The sequence below is a fragment of the Amphritea sp. genome (assembly GCF_016744155.1).
Taxonomy (GTDB): Bacteria; Pseudomonadota; Gammaproteobacteria; order Pseudomonadales; family Balneatricaceae; genus Amphritea.
Window position 1 is genome coordinate 122,726 of record NZ_JADGEW010000002.1, and the last position, 19,922, is coordinate 142,647.

Annotated in this window: 16 protein-coding genes; 14 read left to right on the forward strand and 2 right to left on the reverse strand. The window is 48.0% G+C overall.

Features of this window, described 5'->3' with window-relative positions:
- The first annotated feature begins 170 nt into the window (after positions 1–170).
- The 14 genes from QZZ54_RS03200 to QZZ54_RS03265 all read left to right on the forward strand — a co-directional run bounded on the left by QZZ54_RS03200 (position 171) and on the right by QZZ54_RS03265 (position 18,364).
- Positions 171–2,003, forward strand: coding sequence for an ABC transporter ATP-binding protein (locus QZZ54_RS03200; RefSeq protein ID WP_290698475.1), 1,833 nt, complete (start codon positions 171–173; stop codon positions 2,001–2,003).
- A gap of 74 nt (positions 2,004–2,077) precedes the next feature.
- Positions 2,078–2,821 carry an ABC transporter permease gene (locus QZZ54_RS03205; protein WP_290698477.1) on the forward strand — a complete coding sequence of 248 codons (744 nt, stop codon included), beginning with the start codon at positions 2,078–2,080 and terminating at the stop codon, positions 2,819–2,821.
- Positions 2,814–3,734 (forward strand): DMT family transporter, encoded by a 921-nt coding sequence (locus QZZ54_RS03210; protein ID WP_290698480.1) that lies wholly within the window; start codon positions 2,814–2,816, stop codon positions 3,732–3,734. Before QZZ54_RS03205 ends, QZZ54_RS03210 begins: the two co-directional genes overlap by 8 nt.
- Before the next feature lie 41 nt (positions 3,735–3,775).
- Positions 3,776–4,408, forward strand: a complete 633-nt coding sequence (locus QZZ54_RS03215; RefSeq protein WP_290698752.1) for a LysE family translocator — start codon at positions 3,776–3,778, stop codon at positions 4,406–4,408.
- Positions 4,409–4,411: 3 nt separating this feature from the next.
- On the forward strand, positions 4,412–5,455 hold the full coding sequence (locus tag QZZ54_RS03220) for a nitronate monooxygenase (RefSeq protein ID WP_290698483.1): 1,044 nt from the start codon (positions 4,412–4,414) through the stop codon (positions 5,453–5,455).
- 112 nt (positions 5,456–5,567) lie between these two features.
- Positions 5,568–6,050, forward strand: coding sequence for a peptidylprolyl isomerase (locus QZZ54_RS03225; protein ID WP_290698486.1), 483 nt, complete (start codon positions 5,568–5,570; stop codon positions 6,048–6,050).
- Between the two features lie 123 nt (positions 6,051–6,173).
- Positions 6,174–7,094, forward strand: coding sequence for a MoxR family ATPase (locus QZZ54_RS03230; RefSeq protein WP_290698489.1), 921 nt, complete (start codon positions 6,174–6,176; stop codon positions 7,092–7,094).
- Positions 7,095–7,269: 175 nt separating this feature from the next.
- Positions 7,270–8,151 (forward strand): DUF58 domain-containing protein, encoded by an 882-nt coding sequence (locus QZZ54_RS03235; RefSeq protein WP_290698492.1) that lies wholly within the window; start codon positions 7,270–7,272, stop codon positions 8,149–8,151.
- The gene (locus QZZ54_RS03240; RefSeq protein WP_290698496.1) at positions 8,148–10,160 is read left to right on the forward strand and encodes a DUF3488 and DUF4129 domain-containing transglutaminase family protein; all 2,013 of its coding nucleotides are present in this window, start codon (positions 8,148–8,150) and stop codon (positions 10,158–10,160) included. Before QZZ54_RS03235 ends, QZZ54_RS03240 begins: the two co-directional genes overlap by 4 nt.
- Positions 10,157–10,918: a SprT family zinc-dependent metalloprotease gene (locus QZZ54_RS03245; protein ID WP_290698499.1), complete on the forward strand. Its 762-nt coding sequence runs from the start codon at positions 10,157–10,159 to the stop codon at positions 10,916–10,918. The genes QZZ54_RS03240 and QZZ54_RS03245 overlap by 4 nt, the downstream gene beginning before the upstream one ends.
- Before the next feature lie 169 nt (positions 10,919–11,087).
- Entirely contained in the window at positions 11,088–12,890 is a 1,803-nt protein-coding gene (locus tag QZZ54_RS03250; protein ID WP_290698504.1) for a methyl-accepting chemotaxis protein, read from the forward strand.
- Positions 12,891–13,226: 336 nt separating this feature from the next.
- The gene (locus QZZ54_RS03255; protein ID WP_290698507.1) at positions 13,227–14,345 is read left to right on the forward strand and encodes a porin; all 1,119 of its coding nucleotides are present in this window, start codon (positions 13,227–13,229) and stop codon (positions 14,343–14,345) included.
- A gap of 261 nt (positions 14,346–14,606) precedes the next feature.
- Positions 14,607–15,770: a nitric oxide-sensing protein NosP gene (gene nosP / locus QZZ54_RS03260; protein WP_290698510.1), complete on the forward strand. Its 1,164-nt coding sequence runs from the start codon at positions 14,607–14,609 to the stop codon at positions 15,768–15,770.
- The gene (locus QZZ54_RS03265; protein ID WP_290698513.1) at positions 15,767–18,364 is read left to right on the forward strand and encodes a PAS domain-containing hybrid sensor histidine kinase/response regulator; all 2,598 of its coding nucleotides are present in this window, start codon (positions 15,767–15,769) and stop codon (positions 18,362–18,364) included. Before nosP ends, QZZ54_RS03265 begins: the two co-directional genes overlap by 4 nt.
- 139 nt (positions 18,365–18,503) lie before the next feature.
- Here QZZ54_RS03265 and QZZ54_RS03270 read toward each other — a convergent pair whose 3' ends face one another.
- Together QZZ54_RS03270 and QZZ54_RS03275 are read right to left on the reverse strand one after the other, a co-directional pair.
- A complete protein-coding gene (locus QZZ54_RS03270; protein WP_290698516.1) occupies positions 18,504–19,172 on the reverse strand; it encodes a response regulator transcription factor in 669 nt (222 codons plus the stop codon).
- A 95-nt stretch (positions 19,173–19,267) separates the two neighbouring features.
- Entirely contained in the window at positions 19,268–19,873 is a 606-nt protein-coding gene (locus tag QZZ54_RS03275) for a rhodanese-like domain-containing protein (RefSeq protein WP_290698520.1), read from the reverse strand.
- Positions 19,874–19,922 lie beyond the last annotated feature (49 nt).

Here is a 19,922-nt window from a genome sequence, read left to right on the forward strand (position 1 = left end):
TTAAGTTTTAACGTTTAACTGTTCAAAATGGTGATTGAAAATTGCCGACCTGTCTTCAGCCGGTGACAAGTTACCCGTCCGTTCCAAACATATGTAACGGCTTTGTTTTAGGGTATTATTTCCCTCCGTTATCACTCGCTGTGTAACGCGTACAGTCTTCGGATCTAATAATGCTGCAATTTTTTGAACGCTTAACCAATCCCTATCCAGAACAAGAACCTGATCAGCCGCCTTCCGGTATTTATGCTTTCTGTCGTTACTATATGCGTGGAATGGAATGGCCCCTTCTGTTTATGGCGCTGTTATCGGCAGTGTTGGCGATACTGGAGGTTTCACTGTTTGGTTTTCTGGGCCAGTTGGTTGACTGGCTCAGTACTAAACAACCTGAGACTTTTTGGCAGGAAGAGGGCGATACACTCACTCTTGTTGGGATAATACTGCTGGTGGGCTTACCGGCATTGGTGGTGCTTCACTCGCTGATTATACATCAGGTGCTGCTGGGTAATTTCCCTATGTCGATCCGTTGGTTAGCGCATCGCTATCTACTGCGACAAAGTCTTTCATTTTATCAGAATGATTTTGCCGGCCGGATTGCCACTAAGGTGATGCAAACCTCATTGGCAGTGCGTGAAGCGGTGATGAAACTGCTCGATGTGCTGGTATATATAGCGGTCTATTTTTTGTCGATGTTGGTATTGGTGGCGCAGTCGGATATTCGCCTGATGCTACCCCTGTTAGGTTGGTTACTCGTTTACTCTCTTCTGATGTGGTATTTCGTGCCCCGCCTAAGGGATATTTCTGCTACGCAGGCTGATGCCCGCTCATCGATGACCGGAAGGATAGTCGACAGTTACACCAACATCTCCACCGTAAAGCTGTTTTCCCACAGTCAGCGGGAATCGGATTATGCCCGTGAAAGTATGGATGGTTTTCTTCATACAGTATATCGCCAGATGCGCTTAGCCACCGGTCTTAATGTGATGGTTCAGTGTCTTAACTATCTGCTGGTTTTCATCATTGCAGGTGTTTCAATCTACCTTTGGAGCTTCAGTCTGGTAAGTGTGGGTGCTATCACCATTGCTCTTAGTCTGGCGTTGCGTCTGAACGGCATGTCTCAATGGATTATGTGGGAAGTGAGTACGCTGTTTGAAAATATCGGCACTGTAAATGATGGCATGAATACCCTGTCTCAGCCGCTTGAGGTAACTGACCGGGATGAAGCGGAACCTCTGGCTGTTGATATAGGGAATATTCGTTTTGAAGATGTCTCCTTTCATTACGGTAAGACAGAAGGCGTAATGGAACATCTGGACCTGGATATCAAGCCAGGTGAAAAGGTCGGCGTAGTGGGCCGCTCAGGGGCTGGTAAATCGACACTGGTAAATCTGTTATTACGTTTTCATGATCTTGCGGGTGGACGTATAACCATTGATGGACAAGATATCAGTCAGGTTCAGCAGGAGAGCTTACGCAGTCAGATAGGCATGGTGACCCAGGATACTTCCCTGCTGCATCGCAGTGTGAGGGATAATATTCTTTATGGACATCCGGATGCGTCAGAGGAGGCAATGCTCGCCGCAGCAAGGCGAGCAGAAGCCCATGAGTTTATTCTGGGGTTGAGTGATAGGAACGGACGGACAGGGTATGACGCAGAGGTGGGTGAGCGTGGTGTGAAACTTTCCGGCGGGCAGCGCCAGCGGATCGCCATTGCCCGGGTTATTCTTAAAGATGCACCTATCCTGGTTCTGGATGAAGCAACCTCGGCGTTGGATTCAGAAGTGGAAGCAGATATTCAGCGTGGTCTATCTAATCTGATGCCGGGTAAAACGGTTATCGCTATCGCTCACAGGCTATCGACGATTGCAGCGATGGACCGATTGATTGTGATGGATCAGGGACAAATTGTTGAACAGGGGTCCCATCAGGAACTGATCAGCCAAGGGGGGATTTACGCCCACCTTTGGGCGCATCAGTCCGGTGGCTTTATCGGTATGGATACCTGAGTTTCTGTGTAAGATAGGCTTACTGTAATACAAGTCTGATCTGATTAAAGTCCGCTTTGCAGAGGAAAGTCTGGATGCATGTTATCTCATGGTTATCGCTTGCCTGGTGCGCGATTCCGGTTGTGTTGATCGCAATAGTCTATGCTCGCTGGTCCGGTAAGGCATCTGAAGTGCTGTTATCTGCTGCCCGGATGACGCTGCAGTTGATCGGCGTGGGCTATGTGCTGGTGGCCCTGTTTGATAATCCCTCTCCCTGGATTACAGCGGCGGTTCTGACAATGATGGTTTGTATTGCCAGCTGGATTGCACTTCGCCCGTTGGGCTACCAGCGTAGCTATTTGAAGCCAACGCTGATAGCGCTGGCCAGCTCTACGGGCTTACATCTGTTCATCTCTCTGGTGTTAGTAATAGGTGTGGAAACCTGGTATGAACCCCGGATCGTGATCCCTCTGGCAGGCATGTATTTTGCCAATACGATGAACGCTATTAGCCTTGCCACTGAGCGTTATCATGCAGAACTGGAGGAAGGCAAGCCAGAGCCTAAAGCCAGGATTACCGCCTTTCAGACGGCGATGATCCCCCAGATTAATAGCCTTCTGGCGGTAGGGTTGGTCTCTCTACCAGGAATGATGACCGGCCAGATCCTGTCAGGAGTCTCACCACTAATCGCCGTGCGTTATCAGATTATGATTATGACGATGGTGCTGGGTTCCGGTGGTTGTGGCGCCGCATTGATGCTCTGGCAGTTGGGGCGTGCTTATCAGGCGAATCAGCCAGAATCGAAAGGTGACAATCAAGGAGGTAAGGGTGATGAGTGAACGGCCAGTCTTGTCTACAGTCCTGTTTACGGCCTTTGCATTGCTGGCCTTTGCTGGTAACTCGGTACTCTGCCGGCTGGCGTTGGGAGAGCAGAGTATTGATGCGGGTAGTTTTACTGTGATTCGGTTGCTCTCAGGAATTCTGGTTTTGTCGCTTCTGTGGTACCTGATGCAGCGTCGCAAAGGGGCACCTCAGGATAGAACGGGGCGAGGGAGTTGGGGCGCCGCTACGATGCTGTTTCTCTATGCTCTCGCATTCTCATACGCCTATATCAACCTCGATACAGGCACCGGCGCGTTGATTCTGTTTGGCGCTGTGCAGATCACCATGATTCTGATCAGCCTATTTAAAGGGCATCGTCTGCTGTGGGTTGAATGGTTGGGATTGCTGCTGGCGTTTAGTGGTTTTGTTTATCTTCTGGCACCGGTGGTTAATACACCAGGGCTTTGGGGTTTTATACTGATGACCGTGGCAGGCATAGCCTGGGGGATTTATACGCTGATGGGGCGGGAGTCCGATAACCCATTGTCAGATACCCATTATAATTTTTTCAGGACCCTTCCTTTTGTTGCTGTGATGCTAATTTTGATTCTTGTTTCCGGGGAGATGAATCTAACTTCAAAAGGTATAATACTGGCAATCCTATCGGGTGCGATCGCTTCAGGTATTGGTTATGCCGTCTGGTATCGAGCGTTAGGTGGGCTATCTGCGGTACAGGCCGCCGTCCTGCAATTACTGGTGCCGGTGATTGCTGCCTTAGGAGGTGTGCTGTTTACGGATGAAATTATCTCTATCCGACTGATGCTGGCCTCGCTGCTAGTACTGGGTGGTATTATGCTGGTTGTGACTGGCCGTTATTATCTGCTTCAGCGGCAGGCTAATCGGGCAATTTGCGGCAACAATAAACCTTAATTCACACCTTAATTTTTTTACATATGGATTGATATTTGATGATGGATACTCAGCTACTTATAACCTTTATCGTTGCGATAACGCTACTAACCCTGACGCCTGGCGTTGATACGATGGTGACTATTCGCAATAGTGCCCGGGGCGGCTGGAAGGATGGTTTTGCTACGAGTACCGGCATTTGTAGTGGACTGTTTCTACATGCGACTGTTTCTGCATTGGGGATATCGGTTATCTTATTGCAATCGGCTAATGCATTTCAGTTTTTGAAACTGATTGGCGCCGGTTATCTCATTTGGCTGGGCATGAAAAGCTTATTTTCATTACTCAAAGGGCAGGGGGTCTTTACCCTGCCAGAGGGGAAAGAAGGTAGCTTTGTGTTGAAGCGTTCGTTCCGGGAGGGTTTTCTGTCTAATGCCCTTAATCCGAAAACAGCTCTGTTTTATATGGCTTTTCTACCGCAATTTATTGACCCCACAGGTTCGGCACTTGTTCAGTCGTTAGGATTAGCGGCAATCCATTTCTGTATCGCTATGTTGTGGCAGTGTTTGTTGGCGCTGGCGGTTAACCGGGCTCGTCAGTGGCTTCAGCATCCATTTGTTAGCCGGGGAATCAATGGGATTTGTGGGACTGTATTGATATATCTCGGTGCCCGACTGGCGTTGGCTGAGGAGTAGTAGATGCGAATTGAGCAGCTTTTCGGTATAGATTTACCGTTGATACAGGCGCCGATGGCAGGTGCTCAGGATGCCGCACTAGCGATTGCGGTCGCTGAAGCGGGCGGACTGGGGTCTTTGCCATGTGCAATGTTAACGCCGGATCAGCTTATAGCTGAGTTAGAGAGCATTCGTGCGGTCACAGATAAACCCATCAATCTTAATTTTTTCTCCCATACAATGCCTGCCTCTGATGCAGGCCAGGAACAGCAATGGCGTACGTGTCTGCAGCCCTACTATCAGCAGTATGATATTGATCCTGAGAAGATAGCCTCCGGAGCAACACGAACTCCTTTTGATCATAAAATGGCTGAGGTGTTAGAAAAGTATCGCCCGGACGTGGTGAGTTTTCATTTCGGATTGCCAGAACCTGAATTGCTTCAACGGGTGCGTAACTGTGGCTGTAAGATCTTATCCAGTGCGACAACGGTCGCTGAAGCCCGTTGGCTGGAGCAGCAGGGCGTGGATGGAATTATCGCGCAAGGGTTAGAGGCGGGTGGCCACCGGGGATTTTTCCTGAATTCCGATCTGAATACTCAGGCAGGAACAATGGCGCTGTTGCCTCAGATCATTGCAGCAACTGATCTACCAGTCATTGCGGCCGGAGGGATCGCCGATCGCGCAGGAATAAAAGCGGCACTCATGATGGGCGCTGCTGGCGTGCAATTAGGGACGACATTTCTCCTCTGTGATGAGTCACGAATCAGCGAAATTCATCGCCAGGCACTACTTGATGCAGAATATCCTACAGCTCTCACCAATATTTTCTCGGGCGGGGCAGCCCGGGGTATTGTTAATCGGGTGATGGCGGAGTTAGGAGCAATGCCTTCAACAGCGCCGCCGTTTCCCTTGGCTACTGCCGCTATTGGCCCGCTGCGGGCAGCAGCGGAAGAGCAAGGGGTAGGTGATTTTTCTCCTCTCTGGAGTGGACAAAACCGCACCGGTTGCCGGCCAGTGCCCGCAGCTGAACTGGTAAATTACTTATTTGAAGGTCTGGAACGGGGATAAATTCTTAACAGGGGTTGATATATTTTTACTCACCCCCAGATTAGAAATAATTCACTAATCTAGGCCTCTGTCAGCAGTGCTGCTCACGTCTTATCCTATTGAGGTCTGAACAATGCAAATTGCTGACAATAAGATTGTCCTGATTCACTACACCCTGTCTAATCTTGATGATGAAGTCATGGATTCATCTGCCGGTGGCGAACCGCTGGCATACCTTCACGGTAAAGGTAATATCGTTCCTGGTCTGGAAAAAGAACTACTGGGTAAGAAAGTAGGCGACAAGGTCAAAGTTGAAGTCTCTCCTGAAGAGGGTTACGGAGAGCTAAACGAAGAACTGATTCAGGAAGTGGAACGTGCAGCTTTTGAAGGTGTTGAGGCTATCGAAGTCGGTATGCGTTTTATGGCCCAGACTGCCTGGGGACAGCAGCCAGTTGTTGTGACTGCGGTGACCGAAGAGACCGTTATTGTTGATGGTAACCATCCTCTTGCTGACCAATCTTTGAAGTTTGATGTTGAAGTGGTTGAAGTACGCGATGCTTCTGAAGAAGAGCTGGAGCACGGTCATGCCCATGGTGAAGGTGGTCATCACCACTGATCGATTTTCTGCTTAATAAAAAAAAGGCGCTCAGCGCCTTTTTTTGTTTGTCCCGCTCTAACATCTTTCATCCCGGTACATATATACTTGAGCGATACAGCCGTTACAGCCGAGTGAGCCCAGATGAGAGAGCCGATTGAATCTGCTATAACAGAAGTGTCCAAAGTGCTTTATGGCAAGCAGGAACAGATAAAACTGGCCCTGACCTGTATCTTTAGTCAGGGGCATTTGTTGATTGAAGACCTGCCAGGGATGGGCAAGACGACACTGGCTCATGCATTGGCAAAGATACTGGGTTTAGACTATCAGCGCCTGCAGTTTACCAGTGATATGTTGCCGGCAGATATTTTAGGCGTCAGTATCTTTGAGCCTACCAGTGCTACTTTTCAGTTTCATCCGGGCCCTGTTTTTACTCAGCTATTATTGGCTGATGAGGTGAATCGAACGACCCCTAAAACCCAGTCAGCACTGCTTGAAGCGATGGAAGAGTCCAGAGTCAGTATTGATGGGCAGACCTATCCTCTGCCGCAGCCATTCTTTGTAATAGCGACGCAAAACCCGGTTACTCAACAGGGTACCTTTCCTTTGCCAGAGTCCCAACTGGACCGCTTCCTGATGCGGATTGAATTGGGTTATCCCGATGATAAAGCCGAGCGGGAGTTGCTGAAAGGAGGTGACCCCCGTGATCGTCTTAAGGATCTCCCTGCCGTTATCAGCGACGCTGAACTGAAGCGGATAACCGCGGCCTGTGCAGCGGTTAATGTATCAGACAGTATTCTCGATTACCTCCAGCGATTGATCGCCCACAGTCGCCAAGCGCCTGAATTCAGTTTTGGCATCTCGCCCCGTGGCGCTCTGGCGTTACTGAGTGCCAGTCGCAGCTGGGCCTATATCGAAGGACGGGATTATGTGATTCCAGAAGATCTTCAGCAACTTCTAGGGCCTGTTACCGGGCACCGGTTACGTGCCGCAGAAGATATTGGTGGCTTTGGTGCTAACGCTTTGATTCAACAGATGCTGAGTCAGGTGGATGTGGTGGCCTGAGGGCAGGGTTATGATTGCAGCGGACATAAAAGCAGGGTTAGGCGCTAGTATAAGAGCTTTTCGGCAACGACTTAAGCGAGGCTTCTTAGACTGGAGCCTGCGCCGCAGCCCACGGTTAAAGCAGCTTACCTTGAGCCAGCGGCGAATCTATATTTTACCCTCGCGGGCCGGTTTTGTGTTTTTGTTACTTCTACTCGTTATGCTGTTGCTGGCGATTAATTATCAGAACAATCTTATGTTCGCGACAACTTTTTTACTTGGCAGTTTGTTTGTTGTAGCGATTCTGCATACCTATGCGAATCTATCAGGTATCAGGATTAACTTTATTCGCGGACATGCCTGTTTTGTCGGAGAACAGGCCGCATTCGATCTGACTTTGACAGCCAGTGGTACTCGCCAATATGAAAGTATTCAGCTGCGCTTAGCCGAGGGTGATGGCCGTGCTATTGATCTACTTGAACAGCGGCAGTTAAATCTTAGTCTGTATCAGCATACTCACCATCGTGGGCCTCTTCAGGCGGGTGCGCTGTTGATTGAAACCTTTTATCCGCTGGGTCTTTTCAGAGCTTGGACCTGGCTGCAAGTAGACCTGCAGACTATGGTTTATCCTCGTCCTGTGGCTGGTGGGTCGCTGCCCGATCTAGTGGGTTCCGGCTCGGGTGAACAGACCCAGGAGCGTCTGGGAGAAAACTCCGGAGGCGAAGAATTTGCCGGCCTTGAACAGTATCAGCCGGGTATGTCACTCAAGCGGGTAGCCTGGAAAAACTATGCCCGTGGGCAGGGAATGCACGCTAAACACTATGTTGAGCTGAGTGATATTCGCCGCTGGTTAAATTGGCAGCTTTGGCCTGAATTGGGAACGGAAGCCCGACTATCAAGGCTTACCTGGTGGGTTTTACAGTTACACCGTATGGAGGAAGAGTATGGTTTGCTGTTGCCAGGTTTAGAGATCACTCCTAACCGGGGAGAGGTTCATCGGATTCAGGTACTCGAAGCGCTGGCATGTTTTGCTTTGAATGCAGAAAGTGATTCAGGAACCGCGGAGAAGAAACCGTGAAGCCCCTATTTCAACTAACTCGCAGTAGCATGATCTGGTTATTGGTCAGTATTCTGCTGGTGACTATTCCCTTTATTTCGATTCTGCCCGGTTGGTTGTATCTGCTGGCTTTTCTGACAGTGGGGTGGCGTCTTATGGTGCACAGTGGGCGGTGGAATTTCCCCCACTGGAGTGTCCGCTTCGGTTTGTTATTGCTGGTGCTGCTTGGTTTGTTGTTTGAGTTGCGAAGTGGTTCGGTGATGGCGGTGACGGTGGGGTTGCTAGTGTCAGCTTTTCTGCTGAAACTGACAGAGATGTATCGCCGGCGGGACGCCTTAGTGGTGATCTTCGTAGCCTTTCTACTGACGGTATGTAGTTTTCTGTTTCATCAGTCGATTCCCATGGCGCTATATGCATTACTCTGTTTGATTGTGGTCACCGCCTGCCTGAATACGGTCTATCGTAGCCAGCAGAACAGCGATGTCTGGCGGCCTCTGAAACACTCTGTGACACTGTATATGCAAGCACTGCCAATGATGCTGGTGTTGTTTCTGATCTTTCCCAGAATTGGCCCTCTGTGGCAGGTCGATATGAATACCGGTCAGAGCTTTACCGGCTTGTCTGACTCAATGTCGCCGGGGGATGTTAGCCGTCTTACCCGTTCAGCCGAGATCGCGTTCAGAGCCCGTTTTGATGGTTTACCGCCTCCGGAAAATCAGCGCTACTGGCGGGGACTTACCTATGACCGCTTTGATGGACGCCGCTGGACTCGATCTGAATTAAAAAAGGCCGGTGCTACCGATTCTGAGTTATCAGTTAGTGGACAGAAATACAGTTATCAGGTGGTGATGGAAGCAACAGGTCAACCCTGGCGCTATGGGCTTGATATTCCAATGGATTACCCTACTAATGTTCGCCGCATTTCTGACCTGACTTTAGTGGGCAAAGAGCCGTTGATGCAAAGAGCACAGTATCAGCTTGTGTCCCAACAAGGTCCCATAAAAGAGGCTCTGTCAGCTGACCGTTATAGCGAGTACCTACAATTGCCACAACAGGGTAATGAAAAAACTCGCCAATTAGCGTTGAAGTGGCATTCTGAAAATGCTGTAACTAAAGACTTTTCGAAACAGCTACTGGAATTCTTCGCCAGTGATTTTCGTTATACCCTGGAGCCTCCTCTATTGTTAAGCGCTGATCCCATCGATCAGCTTCTGTTTGAAAGCAAACGTGGGTTTTGTGGTCATTTTGCCAGTGCGGCAGTATTTATGTTTCGGGCCGCTGGCATTCCTGCTCGGGTTGTTGGTGGCTATCTAGGAGGGGAGATGAACCCTCTGGACGGAGCATTAACAGTTAGACAGTATGAGGCGCATGCCTGGCTGGAGTATTGGGACCGGCAGGACTTAAGTTGGCACCGGCTGGATCCTACCTCCGTGGTGGCGCCGCTCCGACTGGAGCAGCCTGCCGAGCAGTTGTTTCGTTCTGAATCAGCCTTTCTTGCAGATGCCCTGATGATGCGTAACGGTTTTCTGAGTGGCACCCTGTTGAAGCAACTAAGACTTCGTTATGAGGCGATGAACTACGGCTGGCACCGCTGGGTACTCAATTTTCATCAGCAACAGTCAGGTATTCTGCAACAGTTGTTGGGTGATATTTCAGTACTGAAGATATTATTGCTGGTTTTGGTGCCGGGAGGTTTGGTTCTGTCATGGGTTGCCGCCAGCTTGCTGTTTCGGCGAGGTCCCCGCAAGAACTCTTTATTAAAAGCACTGGAACGTTTAGATAAACAGTTAAAGCCTGCCGGGTTAGAGCGCAAACGTGGTGAGACCGTGAATCAGTTTGCTACACGTCTGGCGGTATCATTTCCTCCTCTTACAGTTGAATTTCTAGATCTGGCCCGTTGTTATGAACAGATCAGTTATGCCGAAAATGCTGACCCTGATTTGACTCAAAGGTTTATGGAGATCATTGGTCGCTGTATTAAGGTTAATTTAAGCTCTGTGAGCTCTGGTGGGGCAGACTTAAGTAAATGAATATTAAACACAATGTTCCGGAATATATACTGCAACGCAGTGCACGTCGCCGTACTATCGAAATTCAGGTTAGGCCTGACAGCATAAGAGTCCTGGCTCCAAAGCGGGTGGCTCAAGCCCGAATTGATAGCTTCGTGGTAGAGAAAACAGACTGGATTCGTACTCGTCAGCAAGAGCTTTTGCTTAGGCGGTCTTCGCAATTAGCGCCTGTGCTGCTTGAGCAGGACAGTCAGCTACTCTGGTTGGGGGAGCGATTCAAACTTTGTATTTCTGATAGAGCGACTCAGACCCGCGTCCAGCTTCTGCCAGACGGGATAAAGCTGGAGTTATCGCGACGTATACGAAAACCCCAAAGCGAAGCGGTCCTTGAACAACTTGAACATTGGTATAGGGAGCAGGCTCTTCAGCTTTTCCAGCAGCGTGTGAACGACTGGAGCGGACTGATGGGTGTCGTACCATCCACGGTGGTTGTTCGCAGTTATCGACGTAAGTGGGGCTGCTGCAATAGCCGAGGTGTAGTGAGCTTTAACTGGTTGCTGATAATGGCTCCTTTAAACATTATTGATTATGTAATAGTTCATGAACTGAGCCACCTTAGAGAGATGAATCACTCTCCTCGATTTTGGTTAGAAGTTGAGAAGTTTTATCCTGACTACCCTAAGGCTAAAGTTTGGTTAAATGATCAGGGGAGAGGGCTGCAGTGGCCGCCAGTTCAGAGTGATGTAGGTAATAGATTGAATTTCCAGGGCTCTCTTTAAGGAGCACCAATGGCGGTGAAAATACCTGGATTTATAAGACTTTAGTTTTATTGGCTGCGAATTTCCAAGAAATGGGTAGTGTTTTCCTGTTTATAAATTGCGTTTTCATTTAAATATTCTTTAACGTAACAAAATAATAAAATTAACAATAACTTAGAAGCGAACGAGTATGAGTCTTTACGATACAGTCGAACGGAATTTCTTTAACTCACTCACCCGCAAAATTGTCGGTAATGTACTTTTTTTACTCTTACCTTCAGTGCTGTTTGCGGGGCTTATCTGGTACAGCGCGGGTCAACTTGATCAAGTGTTAGTGCTAAAAAGTGGCTCGTCTGAGCTACAGTCCGAATTAGATAACTTGCGGTTTATGGCCTGGCTTCTATTTGGCTTTGCTATCGTGGTAGCAACCTTTACGATCTTTTTTATGCGCCATATTTTCTTACGGCCGATTGGTAAAATGATCGACGTCCTGAGTGCAATAAAGGACAAAGATGGTGATATCTCAGCCACGTTGCCAGACTTTACCCATGACGAAATATCTACCATGGCGTCGAGCTATAACGGATTTTCAACCAGTCTGAAAAAAATTATATCTGATACCCGTAACCATAGTGTACGGGTCGCCCTGAGTGCGACTCAGTTGAGCAAAGTGCTACAAGAAGTGCATAAGTCTACCAGTGAGCAGGAGGAACAGGCGCAGCAGGTGTTGGTCTCCAGCCTTGAATCCACTACGGCTATTGAAGAGGTGGCTGGTAATACCCTTAGAATTTCTGAATATACCAGTAATAATCTGAATGAGATCAGAACCTCAAGCGATGAATTAGAAAAGGTGTTGGGCCAAGTTAGAAATATTAGTGAGTTAGCCCAAGGGTTTCAGGTGACCGTTGAAAAACTCAGTGCCAGCTCTGAAACCATTACTGAAATTCTGTCGATGGTTAAACGGTTTTCAGACCAGACGAATCTGCTTGCTCTGAATGCTTCTATTGAAGCCGCGCGAGCGGGTGAGGCAGGAAGAGGTTTTGCTGTGGTTGCCGATGAGGTGAGAAACCTCTCACAACAGGTACAGGTTGCGACAGCCGAGATTGATGAGAATATCTCGGTTATGGGAGAGTTGGTGAAAGATACTAAGATCAATTCTGCCAACATTCTTGAATACACCCGCAACACAGAAGGCTTTATCGGCTCTACCAGCGAGCAATTTACACGTTTGGTACAGGACTTCGAAGGCGTTAATAATCAGTTAACGACCATTAGTTCAACCCTGGATGAGCTTTCTTATACCAATAAAGCATCGCATACCCATGTAGAGCGAATTGCGGGTATCAGTGGGGATATCCGTGATGAGATGAAGCGTTCACGGGAGTTCTCGGGTGAGTTGGAAAGTTCAACAGAGGAAACCCAGGAGCTATTGTCCCGCTTTATTATTGGCTATGGTAGCTTTGAAGAGATCATACAAGCGGGACGTGAGTGGTCTCGTCAGGTACAGGAAGCGCTGGAAAAACTGAATAGTCAGGGATTTGATCTGTTTGACAAAAATTACCTGCGTACAAATGAGGGAAAACTGCCTGAAAAGTTTGATGTCAGCTATGTTGATGCTTTTGAATCCCTCCTGCGGCCAATGTACGATAACTGTTTAAGAGAGAAGCCTGATCTGATCTATGCCTTGGCTGTAAGCCTTGATGGCTATGCTCCTGCTCACCATCTGAAAGTGTCCGAGCCTATGACAGGTAACTTTGATATTGATAATGTGAAGAGCCGTCATCGTCGATTCTTTAAAGGTAGCCGCGCCGAAATACGACGTGTAACTAACACTGCGCCATTTCTTTTACAGACCTTTGTTCGTGACACCGGTGAGGTGTTGAACGACCTGACATTCCCTATCTATGTTAACGGTAAGCACTGGGGGGGATTTGCGGTTGGTTTCAAGCCGGAGCTGTTGCTTGATAGTGAGAGAACAACTGAGTTGCGATAACCCTTCATTGTGTATCGTTACTCTGCAACAAGCCCGCAACCTTTTGGAAGCGGGCTTTTTTATGTTCGCATTTTTATACGTCGTAGGTCCTGAATAGTGTGTCCTACATGGTTTTAGAGTTTCAGCACTAAAGATGTAACCGTAACGCCAGTTACAGATAAGGTACTTTCGCTTTACGCCTGCTTATCCTTTAAGTGTGCAGCTATAGATAGGCCTGGTAGCGACTACTTTTTTAGGAGTTAAACGGCGCTAAAGTTGCCTGTTTTAGATTACTACTAACGCCAATAATGCCCTGACTCACAAAAAATAACTTTCGATGAAGAATCAGAGGGCATCATGAATAATAAGAAACTGTGGCGCAGCATGCCGTTAGCCTTGGCTGTAGTATTGAGTAACAGTGCGATGGCCGGGATCAGCCTGTATGATCAGGATGGCACAACTTTCTCTGTAGACGGACATTTCAATGCTTTCTACACCTATCAGGATAGCGAAGATAAAGTTGCTGATACCAGCACTAAGACTTCACGCGTTCGTATGGGATTTCTGCCTAACTATATCGGCTTCAATGTATCAAAGCAGGTAGATGACTTGAAAGTAGGCGGTCGTTCCTCTTTCTGGGTCTCTATCAACGATAGCAATCAGGATGGAGATGGCACCAAAACTGATTCAATGATCGATGTTCGTCAGTTCTACGCAACCGTCGATGGTGATTTTGGTCAGGTTCTATTTGGTAAGGATTTTGGTCTTTACGGGCGCTCTAATATCTTTGGTGATGAGCTGTTGATGGGTGTTGGTTTTGCACCTGCCGCTTCGTCTAACACTACCTTTGGTAACATCACCACGGGTTATCCTTACGCTAATCCAACGGCCCAGATCACCTACCGTTCGCCGGTGATGAGTGGTTTACAGGTTGCTGTGGGTGTTCTTGATCCGAATACAACCGGTACTACAGCGGCTGGCGATTCAAACTCTGCACGCTTTGAAACTGAAGTAACGTATAGCGCTGATTATGATGGTGTTGCCCTTAAAGCTTGGGTTGGCGGTGCAGCAGGAGATTCAGTTACTTCTGGTGTTGATGCTAAAGGTATCTCTTATGGTGCGCGGGTTGCCGCAGCAGGTTTTGCACTGACAGCTTCCGGTTTTGATCAGGAAGGTATCAGTCATGTCTTTGCCAGCAACACTTTGACAGACAGTGCCGAGTCAGAAGGTTATCTGGTACAAGGTTCTTATACCTTTGATGCGAATCGTGTTGTGCTTTCTTATGGTCAGACTGAGGCTACTGCCGCAGGAAGTTCTGTAACCGGCCAGGATGATCTGACTGGCGTTGCCTTGTTCCATAAGGTAAATGACAATCTGGGATTGGTTGCTGAGTACACGGTTCATAAGACCAATAACGGTACAATCGATACCACTGAAACTGATACCTTTGCTCTGGGTGCGACTCTGAGCTGGTAAAACCCTTTGCAGCACTGATAGTGCTGTCTTGGTAGGAAGCATCCTTCCGGCAACCCCCTTCCTCTGTCGGCCTGGATGCTTTTTCTACTTTAGCGTCTTAGTACTTTAGTGCTGTAGTCGTTTTTGTTTTATCTAATAAAATCAATAGCCTGTGATTTTTCAGTGTTTTAATTACTCACAAGCAGGTACTCAAGTATACTATTTTCAATCGTCTATCCCTTTTAGACTCAAAAGTCCTCTTATACTTGCGGGGTCATAGCTTTGACCATTGAATCATCACAGAATATATCTCAACCCGAGTTACGGACTGCATTTTCCTCCGATCGGAATGAGCTGCGGGCCGTTGAGCAGTTGTACCAACAACTTAACGGGTCAGATCTTAACTTTGTCCTGTTTTTTTGTTCTGCGGAATATGATCTTGAAACCCTGGCTGATGCGATGCAACAGCAGTTCAAGGATGTATTGGTGGCGGGTTGTACCACCGCCGGTGAGATTACCGTAGAAGGTTATGCTCAGGGCTGTATTTCCGCGGTGGGTTTTTCCCGCGAAGCATTTGCGGTTAGTGGTGTGTTGATTGAAAGCCTGGACCATTTCAATTTCTATGATGCTCAGGGCATAGTGCAGGATCTGTCTGAACGCTGTATGGAGCAGCAGATAGCGCCTATTAAAGATCATAGCTTCGCTCTGACGTTGTTTGATGGCCTGTCGACCCAAGAAGAAAAAGTATTGATTACGCTGGACTCTGCGCTAGGTAGTATTCCTCATTTCGGTGGATCAGCAGGGGATGATATCTGTCTTGCTAACACGCATGTCTACTTTAACGGTGCTTTTCATACCGATGCAGCCGTCATTATTCTTGTGAATACCAGTTGTGAATTCAGGGTGTTTAGTGGACATCACATGGAAAGCAGAGATAGTAAACTGGTCGTGACAGAAGCGGATAGCGATCAACGTCGTGTTCTGGAACTCAATGCAGAGCCTGCAGCGCTGGAATATGCGCGGGTGGTGGGTCTGCCTTTGGAAGAACTAAACCATCACGTCTTTGCGCTCAATCCGATTGCTGTGCGTATTGGTGAAGAATACTTTATTCGATCGATACAGAGCGTAAATGACGACCTGAGTCTGACTTTTTATTGCGCAGTAGAGAACGGTATTGTACTTACGTTGATGCAACCAGGCGAAATGGCCCCTCTGCTTGATCAGCAACTGACGCGGGAGGAAAACGCTCTGGGAGAACATCTGTTAACCCTTGGGTGTGATTGTTTCCTTCGACGGCTTGAAGCTGAGCTTAGAGGAGAAAGTGAACAGATCTCTGATCTTATGAGACGTCACCGGGTGGTCGGTTTTAATACCTATGGTGAACAGGTTGATGGGATGCATATTAATCAGACATTTACCGCTGTAGCGATCGGGAGAAAAGTATGAATGGTGAGGTGAAACCTCAATCCATCGATCTACCTGATCGCGTCGAAGAACTGGAGCGGGAAAATCGCAAACTCCAGAAAATAAACAAAGTGCTGATTGAGCGAGTCGAGGTTAGCGCCACCACCCGTACTGATCCATACGCTGCTTTCGAACACTCTGTTGTATTGGCTGAGCAAGTTCGGGAAAGAACGGCAGCATTGAATGTCGCTCTGGGTGATCTGAAAACCAGCAATACAGCGCTGAGTCAGGCAAAGCAGCAGGCCGAAGTTGCTCATCAGCGACTGACAGATGGTATTGAAAGTATTTCTGATGCTTTTGTGTTGTTTGACAGTGAGCGCCGGATTGTTCTGTATAACAGTAAGTTTGAGTCGGTATGGGCCGGTATTGGTGTGTCGATAAAGCAGGGCCTGGGAATTCAGGAAATTCGACGCCTGGCCGATCAACATCAGTTGATAGAAGAAGAGTTCTATGGTGACGAGGCGGACAACTCAGTATTTTACCGCCTTAAGGATGGACGATGGTTTCAGGTAAGCGAGAGAGGAACTCTCGATGGCGGTCTGGTTATTCTCTATACCGATATTACCGAACTAAAGCAGAATGAAACGGCCCGCCGAGAACGGGCGCTGGCTGATAAATCCCGGGTACTACAAAATACAGTCGACAACCTGTCTCAGGGGGTTGTGCTGATTAACGCAGAAGGTCGCCTGGAGGTATGGAATCAGCGTTTTCTTGAACTTTCAGGCTTTACTGAGACGGTACTGAATAAGCAGCCACTATTCAGTGACCTGATATCTCGTTGTGAGTTAATTCTACTGACGCCGTTTAGTAATCATCATAGTGGCAATGGCACTATCGAGTTGGAACAGAGCTTGCGTAACGGGCAGGTTATTGAGGTTCGCACCCATCCTATTCCTGAAGGGGGGTTCGTTAACACCTATGCCGATATCACCGAACGCCATCAATACGCCGAGACGCTGCGTGAGAGTGAACAGTGGATACGTTTGATTACCGATCACGTACCGGCGTTGATCGCCTATGTAGGGGATGATCTGCGCTATCAATTTACCAATAAAGTCTATGAAGACTGGTATGGCTGGTCCCGCGAAGCGCTGACGGGTAAAACGATTACTATGGTTCATGGCGGTGAGCAGTTTGTAAAACTCAAACCTTATATTGATAAGGCGCTTTCCGGTGAGAGTGTTACCTTTGAAATTGAGGAGAAAGATCCCAAGGGTGAGCCGCGGTATATGCTAAAAGCCTATGTGCCTAACCTTGATTCTGAGGGAAAAGCGGTAGGGCTTTTTGTTCTGATTCGGGATATTACCGACAGACGTAAAACGGCTCAGGCACTGCAAGAGTCTTACCAGACGATGGAGCAGCGTGTTGTTGAGCGAACCTCTGAACTTACCAAGCTGAATGATCAGCTATGGCAGGAAATCACGGAACGAAAGCAGGTTGAAGGGCGTTTACTTGAGGCGAGCAAGCATGCCGAACAAGCTAACCTGTCGAAGACTAAGTTTCTTGCGGCGGTCAGTCATGATCTGCTGCAGCCATTGAACGCAGCTCGGCTCTTTACCAGCGCGTTGCAGGAAAAGTCAGCCGTTCAGAGTGAACGTCATCTGATCGACTCAGTTGGTGCTTCGTTGGATGATGTGGAATCACTGCTCAGTACTCTGGTCGATATATCTAAGCTGGATGCCGGTGTAATCGAGCCGGATGTGACTGTTTTCCCGGTCAGTAGTTTGCTTAATAATATCGCTAATGAGTATAAACAGGTTGCCGGTAGTGAGAGGCTTAAGTTGCGTTATGTATCCAGTAGCGCAGTAATCTCTTCTGACTCTCAGTTATTGGCGCGTATTCTGAGGAATTTCCTTACCAACGCTATTCGTTATACCGATAGGGGCTCAGTGTTACTGGGTTGCCGGCGAAAGCGACACAGCCTGGTGATTGAGGTGTGGGATACCGGGCGAGGCATTCCAGAAGAGAAACTGGGAGATGTTTTTCTTGAGTTCAAACGATTGCAGGCGAGCCGGGACGAGGGTGACAAGGGGTTGGGTCTGGGACTGGCTATCGTTGATAAAATTTCCCGCATGCTGGGGCACTGTATCAGTGTTAGTTCAATACCAGGAAAAGGCTCAATGTTCTCAGTTGAGGTGCCTTTGGCGCCTGCAGATCAATACACTGTAGAGGCAAAAACTGAGCATCAGCCGGTAGCTGATAACCTGCTTGAAGGTGCTTCAATCTGGCTAATCGATAACGATCCTGCTATCTGCCGGGGAATGCAGACACTCCTCGAAGGATGGGGTTGTCATGTTCAGACGGTTCATGACGAGGCTCAATTGCTTGGCTTGTTGAGCGAGCAGGAAGTGCCTGGTTTATTGATTGCTGATTATCATTTGGATGACGATAAGAATGGTCTGGATGCCGCGATTAACTTTAATCAGCAATTAAGCGACCCGGTGCCGGTGCTTATGATTACAGCCAATTATACGAATGAGCTTAAGCAGGTTATTCGAGAGCAGGGGTACCTGTTAATAAACAAGCCGGTTCGGCCTATGAAGCTTAAGATGACACTGAATCACCTTCTAAAGTAATCATTCTGTTTTTTTAAGTTCTTCTAATGACGTTGTTTAAGTTAGATATGTGATCTGACTTAGACAGGTCGTTGAGTTGCTCACCGGCGGATAGAATCCGCCGAAAAATTGTTTTGTTTGTGAGCTGTTGTGTGAGGGCTTAGCGCTTGAGATAGTGATTGAAATCTACATTACCAGCGGTCAGTACTGCCTGAATGCGGTTGTGAACCCCAAGTTTGCGCAGAATGGCGCTGACATGAGCCTTAACCGTGGTTTCGGCGATGTTGAGGTTGTACGCTATCTGTTTATTTGACTCGCCCTCAGACATTCTCTCAAGTACCAATAGCTGTCTGCGGGTGAGGGAGGAAAGCATTTCGGGTGGTATCTTGCTTTCATCGTGACGGCGATGCATGCCATTAGAAGGTTTTTCAGAGCGAATGATATCTGAAGGCAGATAGACATTACCGTCCAGAATCTGTTGTAGTGCCTCAGTCATCTGCTCCCGAGGAGATGATTTAGTGATAAAGCCCACCGCTCCATAGGTAATTGCCTGGAGTACGACCTGTTTGTCCTGTTCGGCGGACACGATTACCACTGGTATAGTGGGCGAATCGTTACGTAGGCTCATCAGGCCGTTAAGTCCATTCATTCCGGGCATATTAAGGTCTAGCAGAATCAGGTCAAGATCTTCTTCCTGCTGGGCGATAACCAAAGCGCTATCGAGATCTTCAGTCTCAAGTGTTTCGCAACCGGGAAAACCATTTTCGATTACGCTGCTAATCGCCTCTCGAAACAGTGGATGGTCGTCTGCAATTAAAATTTTATACACTTTGTTCTCCCGCTGGACGCCTGCAACAATGGCAGTTTATTGTCCATTATAATTATTCTGTAATGGGACTGGGGTATTCCCCCAGTTTAAAACTTTTACGGCATGTTTACCGGAAACGGTTCAGGCTTCAGAGTCGTTTCCGGTAGTTCAGCTTCCTGCCAGCCATCGATACCCTCTTTATACCAATATAGTTCTGTATAGCCCCAACTGTGAGCTCGTCTGACAGCATTCCAGGACATCCAGCAATCAGCTGTGCAATATAAAACTATGTCACTATCTGTTTTTCCATCAGTATTTTCGTGCAGATAAAAACGAAAATAATCCAGCCATACTTGCTCCGGTTCTCCCTGACCCACATTCGGCAGCCATCGGCTGCCAGGAATTCCTACTTGTGGCTGCTGTTGCAAAAAGATGCCCTGTAGCCACTCCAACGGTTGCACATTTATCAATACCGGGGGGTGATCTGACCGGATTTTATCATGTAGTGCTGTGGTATTAATTCGCTCGCCGCCTTCTGCCTTTTTTGGTGTTGGACTGCGATACCGGGTAATGCGATAGCCATCAAAATTAAACAGGAACGGGTCGTCCTCATAATCACTCAGCCAATGCGGGCTTTCCTTCTCAGGTGAGCCTGTTACAGAAAAGCTCATTGCCAGGGCTATCAGTGTAATGAATAACCTGATTTTGCCTCTCCATTTCACTTAAACCACCTCTGACACTATTACACCTATAGAAGCGTCGAATGGATAT